General features: G+C 49.5%; 21 protein-coding genes. 8 read left to right on the top strand and 13 right to left on the bottom strand.

Features of this window, described 5'->3' with window-relative positions:
• Positions 1-47: 47 nt before the first annotated feature.
• Positions 48-224, bottom strand: coding sequence for a hypothetical protein (locus ACN0YR_RS01775; protein ID WP_417847488.1), 177 nt, complete (start codon positions 222-224; stop codon positions 48-50).
• Positions 225-356: 132 nt separating this feature from the next.
• Positions 357-1,961, bottom strand: a complete 1,605-nt coding sequence (locus ACN0YR_RS01770; protein ID WP_417847487.1) for a hypothetical protein — start codon at positions 1,959-1,961, stop codon at positions 357-359.
• A gap of 390 nt (positions 1,962-2,351) precedes the next feature.
• Here ACN0YR_RS01770 and ACN0YR_RS01765 point away from each other — a divergent pair, with 390 nt between their 5' ends.
• Positions 2,352-2,804, top strand: a complete 453-nt coding sequence (locus tag ACN0YR_RS01765) for a hypothetical protein (protein WP_417847486.1) — start codon at positions 2,352-2,354, stop codon at positions 2,802-2,804.
• 485 nt (positions 2,805-3,289) lie between these two features.
• Positions 3,290-4,372, top strand: coding sequence for a 3-phosphoserine/phosphohydroxythreonine transaminase (gene serC, locus ACN0YR_RS01760; protein ID WP_417847485.1), 1,083 nt, complete (start codon positions 3,290-3,292; stop codon positions 4,370-4,372).
• 207 nt (positions 4,373-4,579) lie between these two features.
• Here the strand turns inward: serC and aroH are convergent, their stop codons facing one another.
• The 8 genes from aroH to ACN0YR_RS01720 form a co-directional block, all read right to left on the bottom strand.
• Positions 4,580-4,951 carry a chorismate mutase gene (gene aroH, locus ACN0YR_RS01755; RefSeq protein ID WP_417847484.1) on the bottom strand — a complete coding sequence of 124 codons (372 nt, stop codon included), beginning with the start codon at positions 4,949-4,951 and terminating at the stop codon, positions 4,580-4,582.
• Between the two features lie 354 nt (positions 4,952-5,305).
• Positions 5,306-5,767 carry a CYTH domain-containing protein gene (locus tag ACN0YR_RS01750; protein WP_417847483.1) on the bottom strand — a complete coding sequence of 154 codons (462 nt, stop codon included), beginning with the start codon at positions 5,765-5,767 and terminating at the stop codon, positions 5,306-5,308.
• A gap of 254 nt (positions 5,768-6,021) precedes the next feature.
• Positions 6,022-7,197 carry a class I SAM-dependent methyltransferase gene (locus tag ACN0YR_RS01745; protein ID WP_417847482.1) on the bottom strand — a complete coding sequence of 392 codons (1,176 nt, stop codon included), beginning with the start codon at positions 7,195-7,197 and terminating at the stop codon, positions 6,022-6,024.
• Between the two features lie 210 nt (positions 7,198-7,407).
• A complete protein-coding gene (locus ACN0YR_RS01740) occupies positions 7,408-7,902 on the bottom strand; it encodes a hypothetical protein (protein WP_417847481.1) in 495 nt (164 codons plus the stop codon).
• Positions 7,903-8,119: 217 nt separating this feature from the next.
• The gene (locus tag ACN0YR_RS01735; RefSeq protein ID WP_417847480.1) at positions 8,120-9,130 is read right to left on the bottom strand and encodes a hypothetical protein; all 1,011 of its coding nucleotides are present in this window, start codon (positions 9,128-9,130) and stop codon (positions 8,120-8,122) included.
• A 39-nt stretch (positions 9,131-9,169) separates the two neighbouring features.
• Positions 9,170-11,041: a sulfatase-like hydrolase/transferase gene (locus ACN0YR_RS01730; RefSeq protein ID WP_417847479.1), complete on the bottom strand. Its 1,872-nt coding sequence runs from the start codon at positions 11,039-11,041 to the stop codon at positions 9,170-9,172.
• 320 nt (positions 11,042-11,361) lie between these two features.
• Positions 11,362-12,303 (bottom strand): acyl-CoA desaturase, encoded by a 942-nt coding sequence (locus ACN0YR_RS01725; protein WP_417847478.1) that lies wholly within the window; start codon positions 12,301-12,303, stop codon positions 11,362-11,364.
• A 399-nt stretch (positions 12,304-12,702) separates the two neighbouring features.
• Positions 12,703-13,962: an OmpP1/FadL family transporter gene (locus ACN0YR_RS01720; protein WP_417847477.1), complete on the bottom strand. Its 1,260-nt coding sequence runs from the start codon at positions 13,960-13,962 to the stop codon at positions 12,703-12,705.
• A gap of 439 nt (positions 13,963-14,401) precedes the next feature.
• On the opposite strand from ACN0YR_RS01720, the gene ACN0YR_RS01715 reads away from it, so the two are divergent.
• From ACN0YR_RS01715 to ACN0YR_RS01705, 3 genes are all read left to right on the top strand, one after another.
• Positions 14,402-14,755, top strand: a complete 354-nt coding sequence (locus ACN0YR_RS01715) for an Hpt domain-containing protein (protein WP_417847476.1) — start codon at positions 14,402-14,404, stop codon at positions 14,753-14,755.
• Positions 14,756-14,820: 65 nt separating this feature from the next.
• Positions 14,821-15,873 (top strand): HD domain-containing phosphohydrolase, encoded by a 1,053-nt coding sequence (locus tag ACN0YR_RS01710; protein ID WP_417847475.1) that lies wholly within the window; start codon positions 14,821-14,823, stop codon positions 15,871-15,873.
• 94 nt (positions 15,874-15,967) lie between these two features.
• Positions 15,968-17,095, top strand: coding sequence for a D-TA family PLP-dependent enzyme (locus ACN0YR_RS01705; RefSeq protein ID WP_417847474.1), 1,128 nt, complete (start codon positions 15,968-15,970; stop codon positions 17,093-17,095).
• A gap of 381 nt (positions 17,096-17,476) precedes the next feature.
• On the opposite strand, the gene ACN0YR_RS01700 is transcribed toward ACN0YR_RS01705, so the two are convergent.
• Positions 17,477-18,427, bottom strand: a complete 951-nt coding sequence (locus ACN0YR_RS01700) for a GNAT family N-acetyltransferase (RefSeq protein ID WP_417847473.1) — start codon at positions 18,425-18,427, stop codon at positions 17,477-17,479.
• A 771-nt stretch (positions 18,428-19,198) separates the two neighbouring features.
• On the opposite strand from ACN0YR_RS01700, the gene ACN0YR_RS01695 reads away from it, so the two are divergent.
• The 3 genes from ACN0YR_RS01695 (at position 19,199) to ACN0YR_RS01685 (ending at position 21,705) form a co-directional block, all read left to right on the top strand.
• Positions 19,199-19,624 (top strand): hypothetical protein, encoded by a 426-nt coding sequence (locus ACN0YR_RS01695; RefSeq protein WP_417847472.1) that lies wholly within the window; start codon positions 19,199-19,201, stop codon positions 19,622-19,624.
• Between the two features lie 110 nt (positions 19,625-19,734).
• Positions 19,735-20,316, top strand: coding sequence for an anthranilate synthase component II (locus ACN0YR_RS01690; RefSeq protein ID WP_417847471.1), 582 nt, complete (start codon positions 19,735-19,737; stop codon positions 20,314-20,316).
• Positions 20,317-20,376: 60 nt separating this feature from the next.
• Entirely contained in the window at positions 20,377-21,705 is a 1,329-nt protein-coding gene (locus ACN0YR_RS01685; RefSeq protein ID WP_417847470.1) for an HD domain-containing protein, read from the top strand.
• Here the strand turns inward: ACN0YR_RS01685 and ACN0YR_RS01680 are convergent.
• Together ACN0YR_RS01680 and ACN0YR_RS01675 are read right to left on the bottom strand one after the other, a co-directional pair.
• Complete coding sequence (locus tag ACN0YR_RS01680; protein ID WP_417847469.1) at positions 21,682-23,121, bottom strand: aminotransferase class III-fold pyridoxal phosphate-dependent enzyme; 1,440 nt, start codon at positions 23,119-23,121, stop codon at positions 21,682-21,684. The two genes, ACN0YR_RS01685 and ACN0YR_RS01680, sit on opposite strands and share 24 nt — an antisense overlap.
• Positions 23,122-23,272: 151 nt before the next feature.
• Positions 23,273-24,514: a hydrolase gene (locus ACN0YR_RS01675; RefSeq protein WP_417847468.1), complete on the bottom strand. Its 1,242-nt coding sequence runs from the start codon at positions 24,512-24,514 to the stop codon at positions 23,273-23,275.
• Between the last annotated feature and the right edge of the window lies 1 nt (position 24,515).

Genomic DNA, 24,515 nt, shown 5'->3' with positions numbered 1-24,515 from the left:
GACTGAGATCTCTCAGACTTTGAATACGGTTTTCAGTTGGTTGTGTGTTAAATGTTAATGGCGTTGATAGCGTTTGCCAGATCGTTCAATTCATTCACTAATGCGACCCGCACGGTGGCGAGTCCGACCAGGACGCCAATTCCGACAATTGTCAACAATAGGAGGTACTCAACGAAAATCGATCCGCGACGTTTTTCGTTCGCTTTAGCGACTGTTTTTTTCATCAAATTGACCATTGTGGACTCTCTTTTCACCGTTGCTAGCTGCGAGTTCCGATATTCTTCCTTGAGTGATCGCCCCACTCCCAACCGGACAAATCCGGGAATTGTGAAAGGAATGCACACGATCTCATCTCGCTATTCGGCAATCTTTGTGCCGGTGATACGGTCTGTCGGAAAAATTTCCCAGTCGAGGCCTGATTTCTTAGGCAAATTGACTTGCAACGCTAGAGTTTTCGACGCAGAAAGAAATCCAGACTTGACGTAAATTCTTGCTTGTCCATCCGTGTAAAGAAGTTGCCAATCTTCTCGCTTTTCCAAATAGCTGACAGGGCCTGCTTCGTCAGACAAGAGTACGATTTGTGTCGGATATTGATCTAAAAACGGCGTTTTCAGCGGAAGCGTCTGCCCAGATCGCTGAAATTCCAGGAAATCGGCCTCTAAAGTCGGGTTGTACACGGTCCGATAGCGTCCATCAAAGGCGACTCGACTTTCCGGAAACGTTTGCCAGATCACGAATTGCGCCCATCCATAGTCGGTCAAAATGTTCCCGAAGATCTCATTGTCATTGAGGAATCGAACCGCACGCGTAGGCATGCCTGGGGCACCGCTCGTTGTTTCCACCACGATTTCCGTCGGTAGCAGTCCAGCTTTCACGATTGGGGTCGCTCCCCGCAGTCCCAGCAGGAACAGGAAGAAAATTGATGCAGCGACTCCAGCTTGTCGTAAGCGGAAGGATTCAGGCGCTCCCCATCGTTGACACAAATGGGGAAATGTTCGTTGCAGGGCATCCGTCAATATTGCCGGCAAGAAAACGACTTCCGCTAAGCAGAGAAGAGCGATGTGTCGTAAGTGCATGACAGCTTGAGCCGCGATGACCGCCATGGTGAAGAAATCAATCCATTTCCAGTTTCTGCCAACACCAAATGCAAAGGCTAAAATGAGAAATGGAGCTACATACACCCACGAAAATCCAACTTGGAAGACGGATTGCCATTCACGAACGAGTTGCTCCGTCCCCAAATGGGTCACCAGCATCGAATGAAGTTCAATGCCGTATGGGGTGATCAAAGTCGACAGAATCGAAAGCCCACAGACCGCCGACAGTTGGGAAGCGAGTCGGAAATCTTTTTTTTGTAACACTGCCCGGCCCCAAGCCATCACCGCATAAAAACCGATTAAAGCGATCCCGGCCAGGAACCCGCCATGATGATTCACCCAGACCATGGTGAGAACCGGGAGGCTCCAGATGAGACGCGTTGGTCGCTCCCAAGCAGTTCGGAGAATTATCAAAACCAGCGGAAAGAATAGAAATGTCACCAATTGCGGACGGATATAGACCATGAAGTTGCCGAGGCAGAGTGTCGTGAAGGTCACCAGCATGACCCGAGCCCCAAGGTTCGAGTCAGATCGACACAGGCTCCAGGTCAGCATTATGCTTAGCAAGGTCAGGATCACGTATTTCCAAAGCAGCAGGCCGTGATTCCCAAATTGTGTCCACAAACCACCGAATTCGTACTCTGTCGCCCATTCATGATTGACCCATCGATCCCCCGCTGCGGTGAACGAGAAAGGGTCGGTTGCCTCTGTGAGTACCCCCTGCTCGATCGCACGTATTCCGTAAAGGGTATGCCCCCAAAGATCGGGATCGGCCATTGTGAATGAACATAGAAACAGCCACGACATGAGTCCCAGTAGAATCGTGGCAATCGTTTTCTCTTGATTCAAATTCGTTTCTGGCATGTTCAAGTTGTTCATCTGTAAAAATCGCAGCAAAAGTGTAAACGCCTGGCTACGCGCATCCGGTTCTCAACAGTTTTTTTATCGACAGTGGATGGTTCCGCACTTGCGAGATCATGCGGCACGTTTTGTGCTAATACTTATATCGAGTCTGGATCTTCTTCTAGAGCACTTTTGACTCAGATGGAAGCATTCAGCTTGGTGAAATGAGTGATTGAGCAGATGGACAACGCTCAATGCGAATAAAGAAACTGCGATAACGTCCCGAAATTGATCCAGAATGTGCCTGATGAGGCATCACTCGGAAAAGATTCAAAGACGATCAGAATTTCGACCAACGGAGTGTTCGACACACTCTCTCCAAATATATTTTGCAAATCGAATTGGTGTGAGATGGCTAAGACTCGACGAAACATCACTCAAATCTGTGTGATTACTGGAGTTCTCTTTGCAACGCTTTCTCAATCGGGCTGTGCAAAATCCCCGAGTGAATTACTTATTGGTCGTTGGTATTCTGGGCAGATGACCATTCGTTTTCGAGAAGACAATGCTGTCATCTGGAACTCCCCTCAAGGTTTAGCGCTGGGGCATTTCGAATTCCGCGGGAAGGCAAAACGCGCCAAAGACAGAGAGTTGGTTCCCAACCTGTTCGTTGATGTCATCCGCAACGACGAGCGTCAGAAGTTTCAGTTCGAACTCCACTTCATGGGGCAGGATCGAATTCGAATGGAACTGGTTCCCTATGGGAAAGCTAGTTCTGAGAGTGGCACACCTCGCGGACTCGTTCTTCGTCGTGCCAACGACAACACACTTGGCGGTGGCCCCGCGAAAGTTGCCAGTCGGTAATTAGTGTAGAAGAAGATACTCAGCGAGCGAGTGAAAGCGACACCAGTGAGTGAACGTCGCCGGATGACTGGCGTCACTGCTCGGCTTGATTGAAATCGAAATCAAACGCATCCTTCTTTTTCACTTCTTGCTTGTTCATATCAGTAAAGCAGCTTGCTCTACCGAGTAGAACGTCAAAACCGATTTGAAAAGACTTTCATTCTTGGTTGAGAGAAACTTCTCTGACTCCTTCCGTTTGATCAGCAGTTGTTGATGAACGTGGAAAAAGAGCGAACTTCTTCGATTTCCAGCAACTCACCCAACTCTTCGATTGTGACAGACGGGGAGAATTCGTTAAATAGTTGCGAATTGAGCAGCTATCGGAACGAACATTCTGAAGCGGAGCCCTCTCTGTTCCGATGTGTCGACTTGCTCGATAGAATCTTAGAAGTGAAAGATTGTCCGCGCTTCGCTCATCCTTCGAAAATTCCAACACCTGATATCCAATGTCTCAACGAATCAATAATTTCTCAGCTGGTCCTGCCGTTCTTCCTGTAGAAGTACTCGAAGAAGCTCAAAATAGTCTGCTCGATTTCAATGGGACCGGAATCGGCATCATGGAGCATTCTCACCGTGGTGCTGCTTTTAGTGGAGTGCTGGCCCAAACGATTGCAGATTGTCGGAAACTTGCCGGGATTCCTGACGACTATCAGGTCTTGTTCGTTCAAGGTGGAGCATCCTCGCAATTTTTCACTCTCCCCATGAATTTTCTCAGCGAGGGAGAGACAGCTGATTATCTCGTGACAGGTGCCTGGTCGAAGAAAGCTGTTGCTCAGGCAAAACGTTTCGGGACGCCACACGTCGCCAGCACCAGCGAAGACCGCAATTTCTGCTACATCCCAGAGTCAGCTGAGTACTCTGCGAACCCGAAGTATGTTCACTTTACTTCGAACAACACAATTTTCGGGACTCAGTTCTATAATGAGCCTGAGGCCCCGGCCGGAGTCCCTTTGATTTGCGATGCAAGCAGCGACATCTTCTGTCGTCCGCTCGATATTAAGAAGTATGGAATGATCTACGCCGGAGCGCAGAAGAACTTAGGGCCATCTGGCGTCACACTGGTTATTGTGCACGACGATCTGGTTAAGGCTGGCAAACTCGACATCCCGGAAATGTTGCAGTATCGAACCTTTGCTGAGAACGATTCTTGTTACAACACGCCGCCGACATTTGGAATCTATTTCATGGGGCTCGTTTTCAAATGGATCATGAAGCAAGGTGGCCTCAAGGAAATTGAAATTCGCAATCAGCAGAAGTCAGAAGTCCTCTATTCCTATCTCGACAATAGCAACCTGTTTCGCGCCACCGCAGACCGGGGAAGCCGCTCGCTGATGAACGTCACTTTCGTAACCGGAAACGAAACGATCGACAAACGATTCATCGAGCAAGCTACGGCTGCCGGATTCGACGGTCTTAAGGGTCACCGAAGTGTGGGCGGAATGCGTGCGTCTCTCTACAACGCATTTCCACCAGCAGGTGTTAAAGAACTCGTTGACTTTATGACAGAGTTCGAAGCCAAAAATAGCTGATTGGCGACACCTCTGAAATCGCCTCAAAAGCTGAGGCAGAAAGTTGTACAGGTGGTTGATCCAGAATGTTCGGGAGGCTTCTATAAGGGAGCGCTCCCGAACATTATTTATGCCGATGCTCAGCCCGCCAACTTTGACCAAGCAACCGTCTTGGTGGTGCGGGGAGATGCCTGAAGCAATTCAAGTGATTGCTCAACCGCCAGAAGCTCATTGAGCGTTTGAGATATCTTTTCGGAGTTTCTGAGCATCTCTTAAGTAGACGTGATTCATTTCCGTCTGGTGTTTGTCGCTGTTTAAATGCAGCAGAATGCGAATCACTAAGGGTAAGGCTCCGGGGACATCGATCTCGGATGCGCACAGCAACGGAACGGACCCCATCCCTAATTCCCTGGCAGCTTCTGCTGGAAACGCGGCGGTCAAATCTGTCGTTGTCGTAAAGATTGCAGAGACGACTTCAGAAAAATCATTCAGCTCATTGCGCGCAATGATTTCTTCCAGCAATTCACGTGTTGCTGAGAGAATCTCAACTTTCGTGTTCGCTTCGACAGTGATCGCGCCTCTTACGCCTCGTACGGGCATTAGTCTTCCGTTTTTAGAGAATTGGGGTGAAGTGCCCAAGAGTGTAGCGAAACATTAGAGTCACATCATCCGTGATTTCAAAATTTCAGCTGGTATTTGAATGGAGCCCAAAACGGCCTTTCTGAGGCAATTCCATTTTTGGCTTTTGTGTCCCGCTTTGGGGGAAGCAAGTCTATCAATTCATGAAAGTGACCTGACGGGGGCGACAAGGGGTGAAAGATGATCAAGGAAGACTTTCGTCTTTTTTGTGCCCGTGGAGAGCGTGGTTTATCTTTAATATGGCTGTTCAACACGGGACAGCACTCGAACACCATTTCGAAAGTGCCATCGATTCAGCCATCTTGAGAGGGGTGTTCAGTCTTCCCATTGCTGGAAAGGGTGGACCGACAGATTGGAATTGTGATACCGCATGTCACTGGAGACTTCTTCTCCGATCCATGGAGGGAGGTCGAACAGTTCGTCCTCTGAGTTGAGTTCGATTTCGGCGACAATCAGTCCCGAGTTATCGCCAAGAAATTCATCGACTTCCCATACATGTTTGCCATGGGGAACTCGCCAGCGATATTTCTCAACGATGGAGCCAACACACAAAAGCAAAAGTTCCTGCGCGTCCGGCAGAGGAATCGGATACTCAAATTCCTGCCGTGAGAAGTTTTGCGTCGAGGATTTGATAGTAATCCAGGCACTCTCTCCGGCAACCCGGATGCGAACAGTCCTGCCTGGTTCTCTCGACAGATATCCTTGTCGGTAAAGGATTGGCTCCCCTTGCTGGTACGATTTCAGTACAAGAAACTTTCGTTCGATTTCAACTCCCATGTCTGCTTCGCCTGTTCTTTTTGATTTCGAAATCGAGTTTCTAGAGCAGTTTGCTCTACCGTGTGCCCGTGAAGAACTTATTACTCTAGGAAAATTCTGTCGCCACGAGGCAGAACCTGTAAACCAATTCGAAAGATTCTCTAACGCAAATCCAATACTCGTCTTTACGTTCTGCTTTGTGGTGAGCGGTCTATGATGTTGTGAAATTGAACTTCAGAACCATGCCGGACGCCTTCGTTATTTTCAATACGGTTCTATGCTGTCACTCTTTTTGCGACAACTGCTTTTGTTTTTCCTTGGAGTCTGGCAATGAAAAGCGTTGCTCGTCCCTGACCTTTGAGAGGAAGTTTCTTCCTTAGCTGATCGGCATTTGTCGGGACGTGCCGGCATTTGATTTCGACTTCTCCGACAGGGTGATCACGGAAATATTTTCTCATTTCCTTCGTGTTGTTCGGGAGAGTTGCCAGGACGCGAAAGGGAGTGGCTGCTGGAGTTGAAATGAGTTCGGCGCTGGTCAGGTACTCTTCTGCGTCATCAAGACGAGTCAGGCTAATTTGATCTGCAAGGGCGTCGAGCAGTCCGGCACGAACGATTGCCGGGTCTGGATCGTACATGTAATTATTGAGTTCGCCCACTCGAGGGTAATAGTCCCAAGGGTTTGCCGTAAGCGTGTAGCCAGCGGGAAGAATTGTCGCGGTCCAGTCACACTCCCCTGCTGCATCTCCATACCAAACGGTCGCCTCTTTGCACTCTCCGTTGAGACTGATGAGTTCGATCTCACAGTTCTGAAACTTTCCGCCGAAGTTGCTGGCCGGAGAGAGTTTCATCGCTCCAGCGGGTGTGGATTCTGTGAGTTGTTGCAGGAACTCTAATGGAGGTTCATAGTCTTCCAGCCGAATCGCCCGCTTTTGGCTCGATCTTCGATCTGGGTCGATGTGAATCCAATGCCCATTGAGGTCCAGACTTCGTACGTCACAGGCTTCTGTTGTGATTCGATCCTGAACGCCATAAATCGCAGCGTTGAGCATTGTGCGAATTCCGGCAACAGGCATCTCGTCGACACTGTGCACGATCTGTCCTGTTGACGCCATCGCGATGGAGTCAGAGCCGATCCCGGAACAGAGGTCGTAAATTGGCGATGTTGCGTGTTGAAAACGCTTCGCTTTGTGATTTGCCACCGCTTCAGGTGTCGATTGCTCGAGCCCTTTTCGGTCGAACCACATCTGAGCCCCTTTCGAAAATTTTTCGTGGGCTTTCGATCTTAACTCACAAAGTGTCAGAGCAGCCCGGACGAGTTCAGCGGGATATTTTTCGCGCAGGGATTGCTGCCGTTTGAATTCCGATTCATCAGAAGACTCAATTGCGGCGAACAGCTCCGGATGTTTTTGTAGCTGGAGAAGTATTTCAGATTCAGGATCTTGCAACGTCACGTCAATGATTTCAGCGTTTATGGTAGTGATGGAATTGGGCGATGAAGGATTGGATAAAGAGGACTGAAAGAGAAAGCCTCCTCCCTGTTAAAGAGAGGAGGCTTTCATATGGCTTGTCAGGTCTTGAATTCAGACTTGGTTCCAAAACCTCTCCAAACCTGTGGGCCCGCTCATCAACCGCGCGGAATTTCGTTTGGTTGAATTGAGCCACTAATTGACTGAGTTTCTCCAAGGGAAGCTGGCGATCAGGGCAAGTTCCCGGGTTGGGACTTTGCGACTGCCTGCTGAGTATTGGAAACCATACATATTTACAATTCCGGAGTTGAGTTCACCGATGTAAATACAGCCATTCGCAGGAGGGACAGATCCAGTTGACTGAAACTGTGCACGTGCAGAAACCATGACGTACTGGGCATTATCGGTCACCCTGAAATCAGCTGTCAGATTTCGTGCGTAGGTTTGCGTGAACGTATTTGATTGTGAGTTGTGCCCAGCTCCCAGCAAACGACCGGTCAGGTTATCGAGAATGAAGACTGCTTCGCTCTGTCCCGCGAGAGTTGGGACTGTACACATTGAGAATTTTTCGTTCCCCATCGCGGTGTCCGCGTAGGCTGGTTCTTGCGGGCAGTAATAGGCAATCGCCATTCCTAACAGGGTTCCGGCAGCCAGCCAGAATGTCTTTTTCTCAGTCAGTTTTTCTTTCACGAGCTAATCTCCTGTTTGATTGTAGACACCTGAATACACAGTCTTATCTGTTGATCTAAAACGACCTTTGTTGAACATCATCAACAATGCTCTCACATTGATCATACAAGTCTTCAGGGATCAAGACCAGTTGCAGGACTCCCGATCGTTAATAAAAAACTTGTAACTCTTTTTGATCACAAATGTTATCACGATTCTCTCTGAACTACTGCTGTCGCTACTGCTGTCTGTTGAGCTCTTCGATTTCAGTTTTACTGAGCAAGCGACCGTTGGCCCCTTTCCGCTGATCATTGACGGGAACGTTGTCTGGAAAGATGAGTTGAAAACGACTTTTCGGCAGCTTGGCGTTCACGATCCAGTTCGAGTAAGTTCCAACATATCCGTCGGAAAATTCTTTCGGATCATCGGGCTTTTTCACGAGAAATGAATACTTGCGGTACTTCAATGGAAGCCAAACTCCCGGTGAAATTTCCTCATGGTTTGACCCAGCCCAGATGGCGTATTCTATCCAGTCCTTTTCAGCCTGTTGCTTCATCAGGTACGCGGTTTTGACCAGCGTGCCACGTTCCATGTCGAAAAGGATTCGGCGATTCCAAAACCATCCGCTGCGTTCAATTGTTTCTCCTTCGATCTTTAGCACTTCGCGATCTTGATATTCCTCTCGACCAACGACTTTGTACTCTCTTTTCTCGAGAATCTGGTACAGGCTTTCCCGCCCACCAAGAACCGTGAATTCCGTCGGAAGAATGCTGTAGTAAGAGGAATGGTCCGCGACCTCTCCCGAGAAGATTCTCGTCAGGTCACGGCTGAGGTATTCGAGAGATCTTGCGTACGTTCCATCAAAAGCGAACTCTACTTTGAACGGATTTGTTGTTACGGAATTCGCCATGAAACGAAGCGTTTCTCCGGTCGCGATGTAGTGTTTTTTTCCGTCTGCTGTGATCGTCCACTGGCACTCACGATCCATCTCGTAGATCTCGTCTCCCTCTTTGAGGTCTCGTTGACGGCAAACGGACTTCTCGATGACTTGCAAATTCTGGATGAGGGATTCGGTTTGCTGAATCCGTCTCTTGACCGCTTCGATATCGGGAAGGCTCTCCTCCGCCTGCAGCGCAGGGGAAAAAATGAAAGCAATGAGCAGGCTGCATTTTCGCAGTTGCTGCAGCAAATTTAAAACAATCGGTTGATTCACTTTTTGTGTCAGATCACTTTTGAACAGTCGTATCATATTCTTTTAAGACCGGAGTTTCTTGAGCATTGCCTCGATTTATTTTGTCGCGTTCAAGTCATCCAGGATTTTGGTGATTAAGTTGGGGACATAAGACTTACCTCGATCGGGAACCCAGTCCCCGTCTCGCGGGAGAGCTTCGATTTCTTTTTTGATCGGTACTGCTCGATCGTCCATGAAGTCGATTGCGTTCAACGCCAGCATGGCAACGAATTGCCCATGATTTTCCGAGTTGGCACATTCAATCAGTCTGTCCAGAGCGAGTTTGACATCCTGTTTGTCGCCGTAGCGACCTAACGCTTCGGCGGCAATCACTCGGACACTTTGGGAGTCATCGCTTTTCACGGCTTTTCGTAAGGATGCCTGACCTTCTGATGTTCCGCGTTCTCCACGAATCAAAAGTCCCATTGCCGCCCAGTAGCGAATGGCTGAGTTTTCATTACTGAGCATTTCGATCAGGAACGGAATCTGTTGTGGATCATTTGAAGCAGCGATGGATGCGACGTGTTGGATTTGTTTGAGAGGATAGATGGCTGGTCCAGAGTGACCGATCTCGTAGGGAGTCATGTCCGGGAATTTATTGTGGAGTTCATCTTCGGGCAGGAAGCCAACATCACGAACTCGCATCACCCACTTTTCGTGTTCGTCACGAAGCTCATTCAGCATGTTCTGGTGATCCGCCGAGCTGACCAGATTTTTGACTTCATCGGGATCAGTCTGGAGATCATACAGCTCTTCGTAGGGTTTGGTTTTCCAGAAGAGGCTCTGAGCGTCGGTCAGTTCTCCGGCGTCGTAGAGTTCTTCCCAGACGCGAGTTGTCGGGGTTCCGAACATGTACTGAATGTATTGTCCGTAAACTTTGTGGGGCATGTAGTTTCGAATATACACATAACGTTTGTTTCGCGTGGTTCGAACCAGGTCGTAACGTTCATCCATTCGCCCGCGAAACCCGAATCCGTATTTCTGTGCCGGTTCTTCGAACTTGCCGAGAAAAGCATGCCCCTGCATATGTTGCGGGGGCTTCGCACCGGCAAGACTGATGACGGTTTGAGCATAGTCAATGAATCCGACAATGCGATCTGTTTTTGCGCCTGGCATGTACTCTTCAGGTGCCAGATCTTTGAACTTCTCGGGAATGTGGATGATCAGCGGGACTCGCAAGCCAGAATCGTAAGGCCAGCGCTTGTGCCGGGGCATCCCGGAACCGTGGTCTCCGTAGAAGAAGACGATTGTATCGTCTGCCAGTCCCTGTGCTTCGAGTTGATCAAGTTGTTCACCGAACCATTCATCCATCTTAGTAATGTTGTCATAGTATTGAGCCCAGTCCTGGCGAACTTCCGGAGTGTCAGGATGATATGCCGGAATGCGAACGCCGGCTGGGTCATGAATCTGTTTGTGCGGTCGAGTACGAATTTTAGATTCGTGGGTGTTTGTCTGATTGAGGACCGCCATGAACGGTTGCTTTTGCTTCAGCTGTTTCCAAATCTGCTTTTTGTTGACATCATCCCAAACTTTTCCGACCTTCTGTAAGTTGTAATCTTCCTTGCCCGGATTCACGCAGAAGTAACCCGCTTCTCGCATGTAGACCGGATACATTTTGAACTGCTCTGGCAGCGAGGCCAGGCTTCTCATGTGTTCTGAACCTGTGCTGGGTGGGTACATCCCGGAGATCAGAGTTGTTCGAGCGGGAGCGCAGACAGGAGCGGTGGACCAGGCATTGAGATAGGTCAGGCTGCGAGTTGCAAATTCGTCCAGCTTGGGGGTGTCCGCGTAGTCGTCTCCATAGCATCCTAAATGAGGACCGATATCCTCAGCCGTGAGCCAGAGGATGTTTGGTTGATCTGCCGCAGGCAAAAGCGAGCAGTAGAGGCCGATGAACAGGGATGCGAGTACGGCGGACGATCGGATCATTGGCTTTCACCAGAACAGGTTGTAAACGGCTCACTCGATCCAGCGTTGGGCTCTGTACAGTCCTGCGAATGGTTCGTTTGTGTGATGTTGTGAGCGTTGAGTGAGAAAACGTTCTGGCATCATGAATGTGAAAGAGGTTCTTCGCAAGTGAATGCAGCGAATTCAGTCTTCTCGATCCTGCTGAAGGCGCTTGCTCACAACTTAAACGAGGGCGTGCTTTTCTTATAGAAACGGTTCTCTCTAGATCATATGGACCCCCACGGAGCCGATCGCGAATACGATTCACGAGCACGATTTTCGGACCTCCTGCCGATGAATTCTTACCGTTTCTTATTTGAATGACGCCCTTCATTGAGCACTTTCTCTGGAACCGTTTTTAGATTCCACACGATTCCAAACCAGGAAAGCACTTTGAGGACGTTGTAAGTCATGTCGATTTCCCACCAGTAAAATCCCTGTCGGGCAGAATTCTGATAATAATGGTGGTTGTTGTGCCAGCCTTCTCCCCAAGTCACCAATGCAATCCAGAGATTATTTCGACTATCGTCGCCGGTTTCGAATCGCTGGGTTCCGATCAGATGTGCCAGCGAATTCACGAAGTAGGTGATGTGGTAAAGCGAGATCGTTGAGAGTAAGAACCCCCAGACAAGCATTTGCCATGGGCCTGTTCCTAAAGCTGGCCATTGAGTCTGCAAGATTGCTCCCAGTGCATACATCGACAGCGCCATGAAAATTGCAGGGAGTAGATGATACCGTTCCAGCCAGCGGAGTTCGGGGAACTTCATCCAGTCTTTGACGACACGCTCGTCAGTCTCGGCGTTCTCGTGAGTGAGGAACCACAGCAGATGGCTCCACCAGAATCCGTGCTGACGAGGAGAGTGAACGTCAGCCGGTTTGTCAGAGCGGCGATGATGATGCCGATGGTGAGCGGCCCACCAGACAGGGCCACGTTGGGCTGCACTGCATCCAATGAACCCACCGAGAAACTGGACAACTCGGGACGTCTGGAATGCTTTGTGGGAGTAATAGCGATGGTAAAATGCTGTGAGCGCGAAGACTCGCAGGTATAAAGCCAGTATGAAGACAATCACCGCAACTGGGCTCACGCCAACCCAGAAAACGGAGAAGCAGAGTAAATGCAAGATGAAGTATGGGACCGCAGTCCCCCAGTCGACGTTAGATAAACCAACGGTCGCTGCAGGTTCTGGGGACTTTGAATTTGGCTTCTCTTGGTCGAGAACTGCAGACTCTGAAGGGCTCATATACGAACTCATTTCGTAGCAACACATTCCAGGAGCACTTTGGTGCTTTCTGTGTCCGAGAAACACAAACCTCTTCTCGGGACAACATCAACGATTTTGGTTCGAGATGTTACTGTATTTGCGACCCCACAGCATTGTCGAAAGTCTCAAAAGTATCGAACAGATTCGAAAACCTTGGACAACTGTCCAAGGTTTCGAAAGCTGGTCCGATCAGCAAAGACTGTTTAATGGATCACCGGAGATCACCGGAAATTGAGCACATCTCTGAAAGTCGCTGATCCGGCGCCGTGCGAGGCTTTAGAGCATCTTTCGAATTGGTTTGCAGGATCTGCCTCGTGGCGAACAGAATTTTTAGTAGAGAAATGCGTTCTTCACGGGCACACGGTAGAGCAAACTGCTCTAAAACCGCTTGATTGCTCCGACTGAAATGGCGTGAGTCACCGCTCCGTGTCTGGCGTTATTGAAGTCTCCGCCCACAAGTTGACTGTTTGTGACATGGACATCTTTTCCGATTGTCAGCATGTAAGCGAGGTCGATTTCAACACCATGGAATACGAATCCATAGCCCGTTGAAAGTCCATGTTCGGTGATCGCTTGAATGAGTGGGGTGATGGTCGTTCTGGGAATAGGATTCCGATGATAGACATACCCGAATCGCAATGTTTGACAGCGACCAAGATCGATTTCATGCCCCAGGCGTATTGAGACGGTGTCGCTCCAGTCGAGTGGAAGTGTTTCGTTCACTTCGGGATAGCCAGGTGTTTCTGGTCCGTTCAATGCGATGTTCAAATCTTTGAATGCACTTGACCAGTCGAACCAGATGACATCTGCCGAAAATGTTCCGCGACGAGTCAACTGATGCTTCACACCAACCCCAAGTGAACGAGGCCATTTGATTTTGATATCGGCGTCGTATCGACTAGAGCCCATTGTCGGAATGGCGACATGTGCGCGACCATCCAGTTTGAAATCGCTTTCGCTCTGGTAAGTCAATCCGAAGGTCGTTGCTTCGCTCAATTTGTACTGCATCCCTGCTGACCAGATGAGCGTGGCACCGGTTCCTTGCAGGTCGAGCAGCGTTGGTGTTCCTTGCAGTGGTCCCGGGCTTTGCAGGAAGTAGGGAGATTCCACCTCGACGTGACTGACACCGACTCCCAAAGTTCCACCAAAACTGAAACGATCATTGGGAGCGTAAGCGAGTCCGGGAAGAATCTTTGTGAGTGACCCAAATGAATCGTAACTTTGCGGGCCCAGGAACGGGAACGAACCGTTCATTCGATAAGACTCAGAGAAACCAGCTGGAGTGAAAACTCCGAATCCGTAAGCCCAGTGACCATCGGCACTCTTGCGGATCATGGAGATTTGCGGAAGCGGGGTCCCGATCGAACTACTGGCTGTGCGAGTGTTCTGCTCATCCTGATACTCGAAATCTGTGATCAGAATATCGACTCCGACTTCGTTCAGCCAATGGCCCTTGATGTTGGTCATCGCAGCCGGGTTGTCGAACAGGATTGCCCCGTTATCGCTGTGTCCGATGTTGGTTCCACCACGTCCAATTGATCGAGGTGAGACTCCATTCAGAAATAATCCGTCGGCTTGAACTTGACTGGAAGCTGAGAAGATCAACAGCGTCACGAGTAGATATTTGTGACGGCTCATGAATAGGACTCCTTGCCTGTAAGCCCGGTTTTGTGAATTCTGCAGGATCATTTGAACATGTCGATACTGCTCAATTCGGACGCTCATGAGCGTCGCAACATAGAATCCGCACGTTCCGATGTTGATCTTTGGATGTGAAACACTAATCAGCACTGTGGTTCCGGTTATTCCGGTTTTGTGGTTGGCCAGCCCACATCAGCTCTGTACGAAATCGCAATTCCAAAACGTGTGTATTTGTTCACGAAAGTGGAATTTGGACTTTCGTAACCACGCCAATCCAGATAATCCGAACTTTGATTTCAAAACTGAGGTAAGTTTTCTGTAAACAAGGAGTTTGACTGGATCAGAGTGCTACGGTTTCAATGTGGAGTTGGGAGGCATAATCAACCAGCCTCGCATTCAATGAAGTTCGTTTATGCTTGAAAAGAGTCTGTTGAAAATGTCTCACGAAACATTTCAGTTTGAGCAATTGTCCGAAAAGTGCCTGGGAAATCAGGAACTCGTACAAAGGCTCCTTGATCGGTTTCAGGCCTCGTTGTCGCAGGTTGTCCACGAGATTGAAGATGCCGTGAAACGAAATCGGCAGACGCAAATCAAGGAACTCGCACATCACCTGAAAGGCGAAGCCGGAACGATGTGTGCGACGGAAATCAGTTCGCTGGCTTCACAAATTTATGATGCAGCTGATGCTTCAGCCAATGGGCAACTCCCGAGGCTGGTTTCAAAGCTTTCAGACGAAGCTTCCAAAGTTCATCGAATCGTCAATGAATATCTCACGGTCGAGGTTCATTAGAGATCATCGAGAAACGAAATCACCATTCCCCCCTCACTGGTGTTTGACTAACTGGATACAAAGTCGTGCAGATCCTTGTCGCAGATGACGACACCATTACAGCAGAAGTGATCGCTCATGCGCTGAGAAAATTCGGCTATGAGGTCACCGTTGTCCACAATGGACTCGATGCGAGCGAACTCCTGCGTACTGGTCGATACAAAATCCTGATTTCCGACTGGCAAATGCCCGGAATGACCGGTTTGGAGTTATGCGAAGAGATTCGCAGTCGCCGATCGGGCGGGTACATCTACGTCATTCTTCTGACATCACATGGCGGAATCGACAACGTTGTTTGCGGGTTAGAAGCCGGAGCCGATGACTTTCTGACCAAGCCTTTTGACCCCACGGAACTTCTCGTCCGGGTGCGTGTCGGCGAACGTGTGCTCAACTTGGAAAGTCGCGAGTTAATGATCTTCGCCCTCGCGAAACTGGCTGAATCACGAGACCGGGAGACCGGGGCTCACTTGGAGCGAATGCGAGAGTACGCCCGTGTTCTGGCAGATGAACTGACGAAACAAGATGCGTTTTGTAATATCATCGACGGGGAATACGTGAACCTGATTTACCTCACGACGCCTCTCCATGACATTGGGAAAGTGGCGATCCCGGATCATATATTATTGAAAGAGGGCTCGCTGACAGAGACTGAGTTTGAGATCATGAAGACTCACACTCTGCTGGGGGCTCAGACTCTTCGTGAAGTCTCACAGCACAGTCCTTGTGCAGGCTTTCTGCAAATGGCAACTGATATCGCGATCTCTCATCATGAGAGATTCGACGGGACTGGCTACCCGTATGGGATTAGCGGTGAAGATATTCCATTGTGTGGCCGAATCACAGCCGTGGCTGATGTCTATGACGCATTAACGAGTAAACGGGTCTACAAAGAAGCTTACTCTCATCGCCTGGCAAAGAAGATCATTCTGGAAGGTGCCGGAGCCGCTTTTGACTCTCGGATCGTCGAAGCCTTTCTTCAACGCGAAGCGGACTTTATCTCGATTCAGGAAACCTTGGGTGATCATGCCGATGTGCTTGAGTCTCATGAATTCGACACTTACGAGGCTCATAAATCCTAGATTGAGTTCTCGATTGCAAAATTGAGTTCAACTGTTCACTCTGTTCACTGTTTGAATCATCAATCAGCAAACCGAGCAGGTCAACAGAAGTCTCATGAACGCAATGCGTGCCGAATACCGAATTCATCATCCCGAGAAAATCTTAAGTCCAGGATTTGTCGTTTTTCGCGAACTTGTTGAGCACAACCTCAACACAATGATCGAAATTGCCGGTGATATTGGGCGGCTGAGACCACATTGCAAAACTCATAAAATGCCTGAGTTGACGAAGCTGCAACTCGCAGCAGGGATCACGAAACAGAAGGCAGCGACATTCGCAGAGTCGGAAATGTTGGCGGATGTTGGCGTTAAAGACATTTTTCTCGCGTACAACCTCGTTGGCCCAAACATCGCACGCGGAGTCAATTTTCGGACAAAGTATCCCGATGTCCGTTTTGCTGTCACTGCAGACGATCCTGCAAATATCACCCAGCTTGGTGAAGCAATGACCGCAGCAGGGACAGAGATTGATGTTCTGCTTGACGTCAATCCCGGTCGAGACCGAACTGGCCGTCCCGTAGGTGATGAGGCTTACGAACTCTACAAGCAACTGGCAGAAACACCGGGCATCCATCCAGCCGGGTTTCATCTCTACGACGGCCATTTGCATGATTCGGAACTAAAAGATCGTCAGGCGGCTGTCGAAGAATACTGGACTCTGATTTCGGCATTTAGAGATCGTCTTGAAGCTGATGGCTATCCGGTTCCGAAAATTGTCTGTGGGGGAACTCCAACATTTCAGGCTTATGCACCGATGACCGATCCTGTCATTGAGCTTAGCCCGGGTACTTGTACGTTTCATGATATCGGGTATGACACTGCTTATCCGGACCTGCAAGTCTTCACACCTGCAGCAGCGGTCTTGACGCGAGTTATCAGCCGGCCGACTGAAAATCGAGTCACCTTTGATGTCGGGACAAAAGGAGTTGCGTCTGACCCTCCGATGGGACAGCGCGTCTATCTTCCTGAACTTCCGGACGGCAAGCAGGTTCTACAGAATGAAGAACATCTCGTAATTGAAAGCGATGATGCTGGAAAATTCCAACCAGGCGACTGGACACTTGCATTCCCGCGACACGTCTGCCCGACCTCGGCTTTATACAAAGAGGCGACAGTCATTGCTGATGGAGAAATTGTGGGCCACTGGGAAGTTGTTGCCCGTGATCGGTGCATCACGATCTGAGGTTCGGTGCCAGAACTTTCGTTCTGTTTTCTGCAGGCACGCAGCAGAAATGCTGCGGGCAATTTGGAGATCGGTGGCAGGTTCGAGGCGTTCGTCAGAGCATGTTTCATTTAGAGCAGTTTGCTCTACCGTGCGCCAGTGAAGAACGCGTTTCATCAATATGATTGCTGTTCGCCACGAGGCAGAACCTGTACACCATTTCGAAAGTTGCTCAAGGTATCCAATGTCCCATTTATCTCTCGGTGATTCACCACCGAGGGGAGAGATGACTGCCATGGATGAAGCGAGATGACTGCAGATCGACCTTAAACATGCGATGGATTCGCTTTCATCCCAGAAAAAACAGACTGAGAAACAGTCACGATGAGATGTGGGACTCGCTCACATTTTTTTTTGGTAGACTGTTGAAGTGTCCACTTTCTCGAATCCAGCAGTGGAGATTGCTTGAAGTGCCGTTGGATGATCCTGTGCAACGTGAACTTCCGCACGTGTCGTAAAGTTCGACTTCAGTTGCCTGAGTGCTTCAACGACAAGCAAGGTTGCGTATCCCTCTCCGCGATGGCTTGGCTCGACGTAAACATCGACCAGTCCAACAACACGTTCTCCCCAACGCTGGATAAAGTGGTCCAGATTGACGGCAGTCAGTGAGGCAATCTTTACCTTCGTCTTTTTGTTGACCACCGTGTAGAGCATCGAATCAATATTTCCGAAGTGTGTCAGCCACCAGTAACTGGGGTCTTCAGGCTGATCGGCGATTTGTAACTCGGTGATCCGTCTGAGCTTCATGATTTTGAGGTTCATCGGATCGCGAGTTGAAGTCAGATCCCGTTGGAAGACATCCGTGTTCTCAATCGGTTCGTAACCGACACTCTTCAGAAAGGGGGCTGCCATTCTGTCGGATTGGAGGAATCCTGAGCATCGAGCTCCTCCGTAAAGACCAAAGTAGAAAGGATCACGGTATCTGGACTGCCCTGCCTGAATCGATGTCGCTCCTCGATTCAACAAGTATTCTTCACCAAGTTGAATGAGCTGTTTTCCGATTCCGCTCCGCTGATGCTGCTGTGAAACAACCAGCCAGCAAATGACTCCTTTTGTCTGATCCAGTGAGTTCAAATCGTCGGAAAAGCCGAAGCCTGCATGGACAAAACCTGCGATTTTTCCATTTTCTTCAGCAATGATCAGTCCTTCAGGGTCAAAGTAGGGAAGACCATAGACAGCCAATTCAAATGCGTGAATCGATTCCGGCTTTGCCGCGCCGCGGCCAAGTTCCACTTGTCGGCATAACGAGAACAGCTGCGGCGGATCATCATTCCTGAATGTGCGAAATCGCATTAGAGGATCACCTCAAAATGAAATCTGGTTTCAGGCTGAGGTTGCGCGAAATTTTGTTGAGAAGATCGCTTCATCAAAATTCTTGTTCGATGTGGCGAGATTTTCTCAGAACGGCGAGATGGACAGGAAGCTTCTTCTCGCCGTTCGATCCTGTTGGGAGCCAGGAATCGGCACAGCATTTGAAATCGCCTCGATCGTTTTTGAAACCGAATTGTCACCGGTTGGATTCTTTGTCTTTCAGAGTCATGGATATTCAGGAATGTTTTCTGATCTGCCCTGTCAGGCGGGGATGTCTATTGAGTCGAGAATTTTGTCTCGGGCAAATCAGTCAAATTTATTCAATCGAAGTTTATCAATAGTGAAATTTCGTTTTTGTTTTTTGATCCCGTTTCGTTTTCGCCTGCTCCACTTCTTTCTCTTCCCTGTCAATTTTCGTACTCGTCCTCGTCATCGTTTCCGGCATTGACGCTCATGACGGGGAACTTCGTCCGCAAAGGGAGTCAACGTTCAGTGTGAACGCTGACTACTAACAAACAGCTACGAACAATCACTGTTCCATCGTGTCCACCTGATGTTTCCCACTTGAGTGCCCAACTCTTGAGGGAATTGTGTTGCAGGATCGCCCTGCCACAAGGATTCGCATAAAACGATGACTTGGGAAAATTTGATCGGACGCTGATTTCATTCTCGGCTTCATGTTATGCTACAGTGAACGAAAATCGGCTGCAATCTTCTCATGAGACAGAATCAAAAACCAGATCGTATTCAATCATGTCAGATTCCCCCCTTTCTGATGAAGAACTCCTGGCGTATCTTGACGAGATGCTCCCCACAGATCGTTCTGCGGAAGTCGAGCAGATTCTGCGCGAACAGAGCGATTTGCGGCACCGTGCCGCTTTGCTTTCGAGACGTCGAGACAGCGGAGGCCACACTCTCGGTGAAATCTGGCGCCGCCGCCAACTAAGTTGTCCAACACGGGAAACACTTGGGACCTTTGTTCTGGGAGTTGCCGAACCGGACGTCGAAGACTATATCATCTTCCATACAGAAGTTGTTGGCTGCCGAATCTGCAATGCCAATTTGCACGATTTGAAATCTCAACACGAAGCATCTCAAGAAACCGTAACACGACAAAAACGTTACTTTGAATCGTCTGCCGGTCTTTTGCGTTCACAACATTTCGATTCGAATTCCTAACTCCCCTGCCCTCGTACTCACTGCTCAGTTTCCGTTGACACGGTCGCTGTTAGTGCGATCTCAGTTGACACGGTCTCAATCTGCTCACACAAAACATCGCTGTTTTCATCATGATTTTTGTTCTCGATAATTACGACTCGTTCACGTACAACCTCGTTCAGCGACTGGGCGAGATTGATTCTTCACTAGACATTCAGGTTCGTCGCAACGATCAAACTTCATGCAGCGAGATCGAGTCCTTGAATCCCGAGCGAATGATTATTTCGCCCGGTCCATGTACGCCTTCTGAAGCGGGACTGTCATGCGAATTGATTAAGCATTTTGGGCCGAAAATTCCTCTTTTGGGTGTTTGTTTGGGGCATCAATGTATTTCTGAAGCTTACGGTGCCCAAGTTGTTCGGGCGGATCGATTGATGCACGGAAAAACGTCCCAAATCCATCATGATAATCAAGGAGTTTTTGCTGGGATCCCGATGCCAGTCACAATGACCCGGTATCACAGTCTCGTTGTTCCTGAGGAATCTTTGACTGAGGACCTTATTGCTTGTGCCTGGACGCGTGACGACGATCACCCTGCGGAGTTAATGGGGGTTCGACATCGTAAGTATCCGATTTATGGAGTTCAGTTCCACCCTGAAAGCTTCCTGTCTCCTTCTGGAACTGACATGTTACGCAACTTTCTGAATCTGTAACTTTCGAGATCAGTTCCTCAATCAACTGCGAATCAAAGTCAAAGAAGACATTTCTCGACGATGCTCACTCAATTCGACGATATCCCGGAACTTGCAGATCTCCAGTCGGGGCGATCGCTAATTCGAGTCCCGGATGAACTGAACGTTCCATTTACCCCGAGAGTTCGAGCACTTGTCGACACTGCCGAATTTCAACGCCTGAATGACATCAGTCAGCTGGGACTTGTCTCAAAAGTTTATCCCGGGGCCCGGCATACACGGTTCGAGCATGCACTGGGTGTTTATCACAATGCTTTGCGATATCTCCAACAACTTTGCAAGGATGAACGTTTTCAAAAAATCGTCGACCCGCATTCTGCTGAGCTGTTGATTGTTGCGTCACTGCTGCACGATTTGGGACATTGGCCTTTTTGCCATCCGATTGAAGATCTCGGTATTGAGGGGCTTGTTCCTCACGAAGCTCATGCTGCCCGCTACCTGGCCGAAGGGTCCGAAATTACGCAGGTCTTAAAAAACGAATGGAACATCAATTCCAGCGAAGTGCTTGACATTCTTGATCCGAAAACGGATGCCCCCAAGCTTCGATTACTGAGATCTATCCTCTCTGGACCGATCGATGTTGACAAGATGGACTACCTGGATCGAGACAGTTTGCATTGCGGAGTTCCCTACGGGCGGAATTTTGATCGGCAACGACTGATCCAGTCACTGATCCTGAACGAGAAAGGTGATGGTTTGGCCATCACTGCCAAAGGGAAAACGGCAGCCGAACTCATGGTGTTCGCGCGGTATGTCATGTTCAGCGAAGTTTACTGGCATCACGCCGTCCGCTCGGCAACGAGTATGTTCGCTCGCGCATTTTATGAGTTGCACGAACAGATCGATCTCCCAGCCATGTTCGGTTCGACCGATGCCGAAATGGTTTCCGAACTGCGAGCGACTGCCACCGGACAGCCAGAAGAGGAACTTCTGGATTCTTTGTTCGGTCCGAATCGTCGACTCTACAAGCGAGCTGTTGAATTCAGTCACGATCAGGAATCGCCTGTTTACAATTTGATCGCTGGTCGACCATATTCCGAAATTACGAAAATCTCGAATCATGTCGTCGGTCAGATCAAAGCAGAGTTGAGCCTCGACATGACTCATCTCGACTTAATTATTGATGCTCCTCCACCGCATCGCGAAGTTGAGTTCGCGATTGATGTCTATTTCCCGAAAGAAAAGAGCTATCGTCCGCTTCGACAGGTTTCCCCAGTCATTGATGCGCTTGCAACAACGCAGTTTGACGACTGGGTGAAACGCGTGCGAGTTTTCGTCGCACCGCAGTGGCGCGAAGCAGTTTCGAGTCTCGATTGGGAGAAGCTTTTATGCCAAGCCGTCGAAGGCTGATTGCGGTGGTTCTGCAATTTGATTCAATACGCTTTGAATGACTTCACAAACTTTGTCGATGTCTTCATTCTGAATTGCGAGCAAAGGTGGGAGCATACGGACCCGTGTGGGGTTGGCCCCTGCGGGAAATGCGATCACACCAGCATCAAACAAGGCGTTGAGGAACTCTTTGGTCCGTTTTGGACTTCCGTCAAAGACTGTAAACGCCACCATTCCCCCCACTCCATAAGGTCCAGTGATCCGGTCCGGGGTTGCAGTGTGCAGCTTTTCGAAATGGGCTGTGAACCTGTTGTGGATCTCTTGGGTTCGTCCGTTGTCGCCCAAAAACTCTCCATCCTGAAACTGCTTGAGAATAAAACGGGCAGCATGAATGGAGGAAGTCGCTCCGGTAAACGTTTGGCTGATGAGACCGGGACGAGGTTTCATCTCGTCGCTGAAAAACGTGGCGCATACCTGGCTCATTTTTCCGATAGTGACCAGATCCACATATTCATCGAGCCCCAGGTGTTGAAACGCGAACATGCGAGACGTTCGGCCAAATGTTTGAATCTCGTCAATGAAAACCGGAATCTGATGTCGTCGTAAGCATTCAAAGAGTGCAACAAAATATTCACGTGGTGCGGAATAATAGCCCCCTTCTCCTTGAATCAATTCGAGGCACATTCCCGCGTGTCGATCAGGGTATCTGTCGAGGAATTTTTGCAGAGCGTCCACGCTGCGTTTGGTGCTTTCTTCGGGATCGTTCTGATCGAAGAACGGGACATAATCGACGGAAATCGTCTCTGGAAGACCATCACGGTTTCCGGGGCGGTCGGTCAATTGAGCAAGTGCCATGGTGCGACCGGAAAAACTGTTTTCGAAAGTCAGCATGCGATCCGCAGGAGACTTCTTCTGGAACAGCATCTTCAGAGCATTCTCATTGGCCATTGCTCCGCTGGTGGAAAGAAAGCAATGATCCAGATTGGCTCCCGTTTTTGTTGCCAGTGCCAGTAAATCTTTGCAGAGATGATAAGAATCAAGATTCTGTTGCAGATTTCCCTGCATCACCGTGTCGGAGAGAGCCGCCTCGACCAGAGATTCAATCAGCTCTTCGTGACTATGCCCGCAGATGTGGACACCGATACCGCTGATCATGTCGTACTTGATGCTCCCATCCGCCAATTCGACCAGAGCTCCATTTCCAATTCCACTTCCCAGATAAGGGTAATAAAGCCCTCCACCTCGCAGATCGCCCATCTCAGAAAGCAGTTTTTCATACGGTTCTGAAAGTTCAGGTTTAGGCGAACGGATATCTGTGATGCGACCTTTGAACTCACTAATCGTTTCGCGAATCAAACGTTGGGCCTCAACGATTCGAGGATCGTTGCATAGCTGGCTGAGCCCAACTTCCGGGAGATTCGGGGTGGATGTGTTCATAGCGGTCTTTCGAGGTCTTAACATTGATCGAATTGGTGTTCGCGTTCTGCCTCTTCGCGAACAGTTTTTTCCGAGTGAAACGAGCTTCAGATGGGCAGACGGGGAGAGCAAGCTGCTCAAATTCAGGGGGGCCAGAGCTGCCGAACTCAGCTCAGGTAGTTGGCCAGGGAATCTCATTCATCGCCCATCCGAGTAAGAGCTCGGCAGTCAATGTTGCTCGTTCGGAGAGGCTCTCTATGATCATAAATTCATCGTGACTATGGATTTCCCCTCCTCGAACTCCAAGTGTGTCTACATTGGGTAGCCCCCATCGCTGTAAACGGTTTCCGTCGCAGACACCACCTGTGGGCCGCAGGTTCATGTTGAGTCCTAATTCAGTTCCAGTTTCAACCACTTGTTGCAAAAGAGTTTTCGTCAAGCCTTCGACCTGCTTCGGAGGAGCTGTAAATTCGCCAAACCGTTCGGACTCAACACCTGTAGCGGAAGAGACCGCTGTCAAGATTCCATCTAAGGTCTGGAGAATTGTCGCTTCCTGATCCTGGTCTGAATATCGAACATTGACACCAACGACGCCAATGTCCGGGACCATATTCAGGGGGCCTCCGCCATCGATTCTTGCGACATTGAACGTGGTGCCGGGCCAGCGTTCGTTCAGGGAGTGAATTTGAACTGCGATACTGGCTGCAGCGGCGATGGCGTTTCGTCCTGCTTCAAAATGTCTCCCTGCATGAGCAGATTTTCCTCGGCAGACGATCTCGAAATTCGCAGAGCCTTTACGTTGTGATACGAGTGAGCCATCCGGGAGTGATGGTTCAAACAAAAGTCCCACGTGGTTGCGGGATGCCGCTGCCTGGAGCAATGAAGCAGACCCGGGAGAGCCAATCTCCTCGTCAGGGTTCAGTAGAACTTCCCAGCCGAAATCATTTTGAAACTCTTCTGGGAGAAACCGTTCCAATGCTTCGAGAGCAACCAGCAGAATCGCGATGCCCCCTTTGGCGTCTGCGACTCCCGGTCCGCATAACCGATTCGAATCGTGTTTAACTGCTTGGAAAGCTGAATCTACCGAGTAAACCGTATCTGTATGAATAGCAAGTAAGACTCGCTTCGTTGCATCAGGCCGACAACGGACTGAGAGAGCCGGTCCCAGCTCGATAGCCTGCAACGCTCCTCGATCATTGACTTGTTGAATATTCGGGAGGTCAAGAATTTGGGGGACGGCGTCAAACTTCGAAAACTCGGGAAGCAAGACGTTGACCATCGATTCAACACCGGCCCGGTGGTATGTCCCCGAATTGATTGAGGCCCACTTCTCGACCAGAGAAGTCATTCGGTCTTGTTGTGAGTTGACCCAGTTTCGGTGTTCTGTCTTAGTATACTCAGGTACCGTGTTCATT

Origin of the sequence: Thalassoglobus sp., assembly GCF_048270125.1 — a bacterium.
GTDB lineage: Bacteria > Planctomycetota > Planctomycetia > Planctomycetales > Planctomycetaceae > Thalassoglobus.
Note: the sequence above shows the minus strand (reverse complement) of the source record. Positions and strands in the feature narration are given on the sequence as shown.

Coding starts and splice junctions, on each gene's coding strand:
- ACN0YR_RS01775 (WP_417847488.1), bottom strand. CDS start 224: ATGAAAAAAACAGTCGCTAAAGCGAACGAAAAACGTCGCGGATCGATT.
- ACN0YR_RS01770 (WP_417847487.1), bottom strand. CDS start 1,961: ATGCCAGAAACGAATTTGAATCAAGAGAAAACGATTGCCACGATTCTA.
- ACN0YR_RS01765 (WP_417847486.1), top strand. CDS start 2,352: ATGGCTAAGACTCGACGAAACATCACTCAAATCTGTGTGATTACTGGA.
- serC (WP_417847485.1), top strand. CDS start 3,290: ATGTCTCAACGAATCAATAATTTCTCAGCTGGTCCTGCCGTTCTTCCT.
- aroH (WP_417847484.1), bottom strand. CDS start 4,951: ATGCCCGTACGAGGCGTAAGAGGCGCGATCACTGTCGAAGCGAACACG.
- ACN0YR_RS01750 (WP_417847483.1), bottom strand. CDS start 5,767: ATGGGAGTTGAAATCGAACGAAAGTTTCTTGTACTGAAATCGTACCAG.
- ACN0YR_RS01735 (WP_417847480.1), bottom strand. CDS start 9,130: ATGATACGACTGTTCAAAAGTGATCTGACACAAAAAGTGAATCAACCG.
- ACN0YR_RS01730 (WP_417847479.1), bottom strand. CDS start 11,041: ATGATCCGATCGTCCGCCGTACTCGCATCCCTGTTCATCGGCCTCTAC.
- ACN0YR_RS01725 (WP_417847478.1), bottom strand. CDS start 12,303: ATGAGCCCTTCAGAGTCTGCAGTTCTCGACCAAGAGAAGCCAAATTCA.
- ACN0YR_RS01720 (WP_417847477.1), bottom strand. CDS start 13,962: ATGAGCCGTCACAAATATCTACTCGTGACGCTGTTGATCTTCTCAGCT.
- ACN0YR_RS01715 (WP_417847476.1), top strand. CDS start 14,402: ATGTCTCACGAAACATTTCAGTTTGAGCAATTGTCCGAAAAGTGCCTG.
- ACN0YR_RS01705 (WP_417847474.1), top strand. CDS start 15,968: ATGAACGCAATGCGTGCCGAATACCGAATTCATCATCCCGAGAAAATC.
- ACN0YR_RS01700 (WP_417847473.1), bottom strand. CDS start 18,427: ATGCGATTTCGCACATTCAGGAATGATGATCCGCCGCAGCTGTTCTCG.
- ACN0YR_RS01695 (WP_417847472.1), top strand. CDS start 19,199: ATGTCAGATTCCCCCCTTTCTGATGAAGAACTCCTGGCGTATCTTGAC.
- ACN0YR_RS01690 (WP_417847471.1), top strand. CDS start 19,735: ATGATTTTTGTTCTCGATAATTACGACTCGTTCACGTACAACCTCGTT.
- ACN0YR_RS01685 (WP_417847470.1), top strand. CDS start 20,377: ATGCTCACTCAATTCGACGATATCCCGGAACTTGCAGATCTCCAGTCG.
- ACN0YR_RS01680 (WP_417847469.1), bottom strand. CDS start 23,121: ATGAACACATCCACCCCGAATCTCCCGGAAGTTGGGCTCAGCCAGCTA.
- ACN0YR_RS01675 (WP_417847468.1), bottom strand. CDS start 24,514: ATGAACACGGTACCTGAGTATACTAAGACAGAACACCGAAACTGGGTC.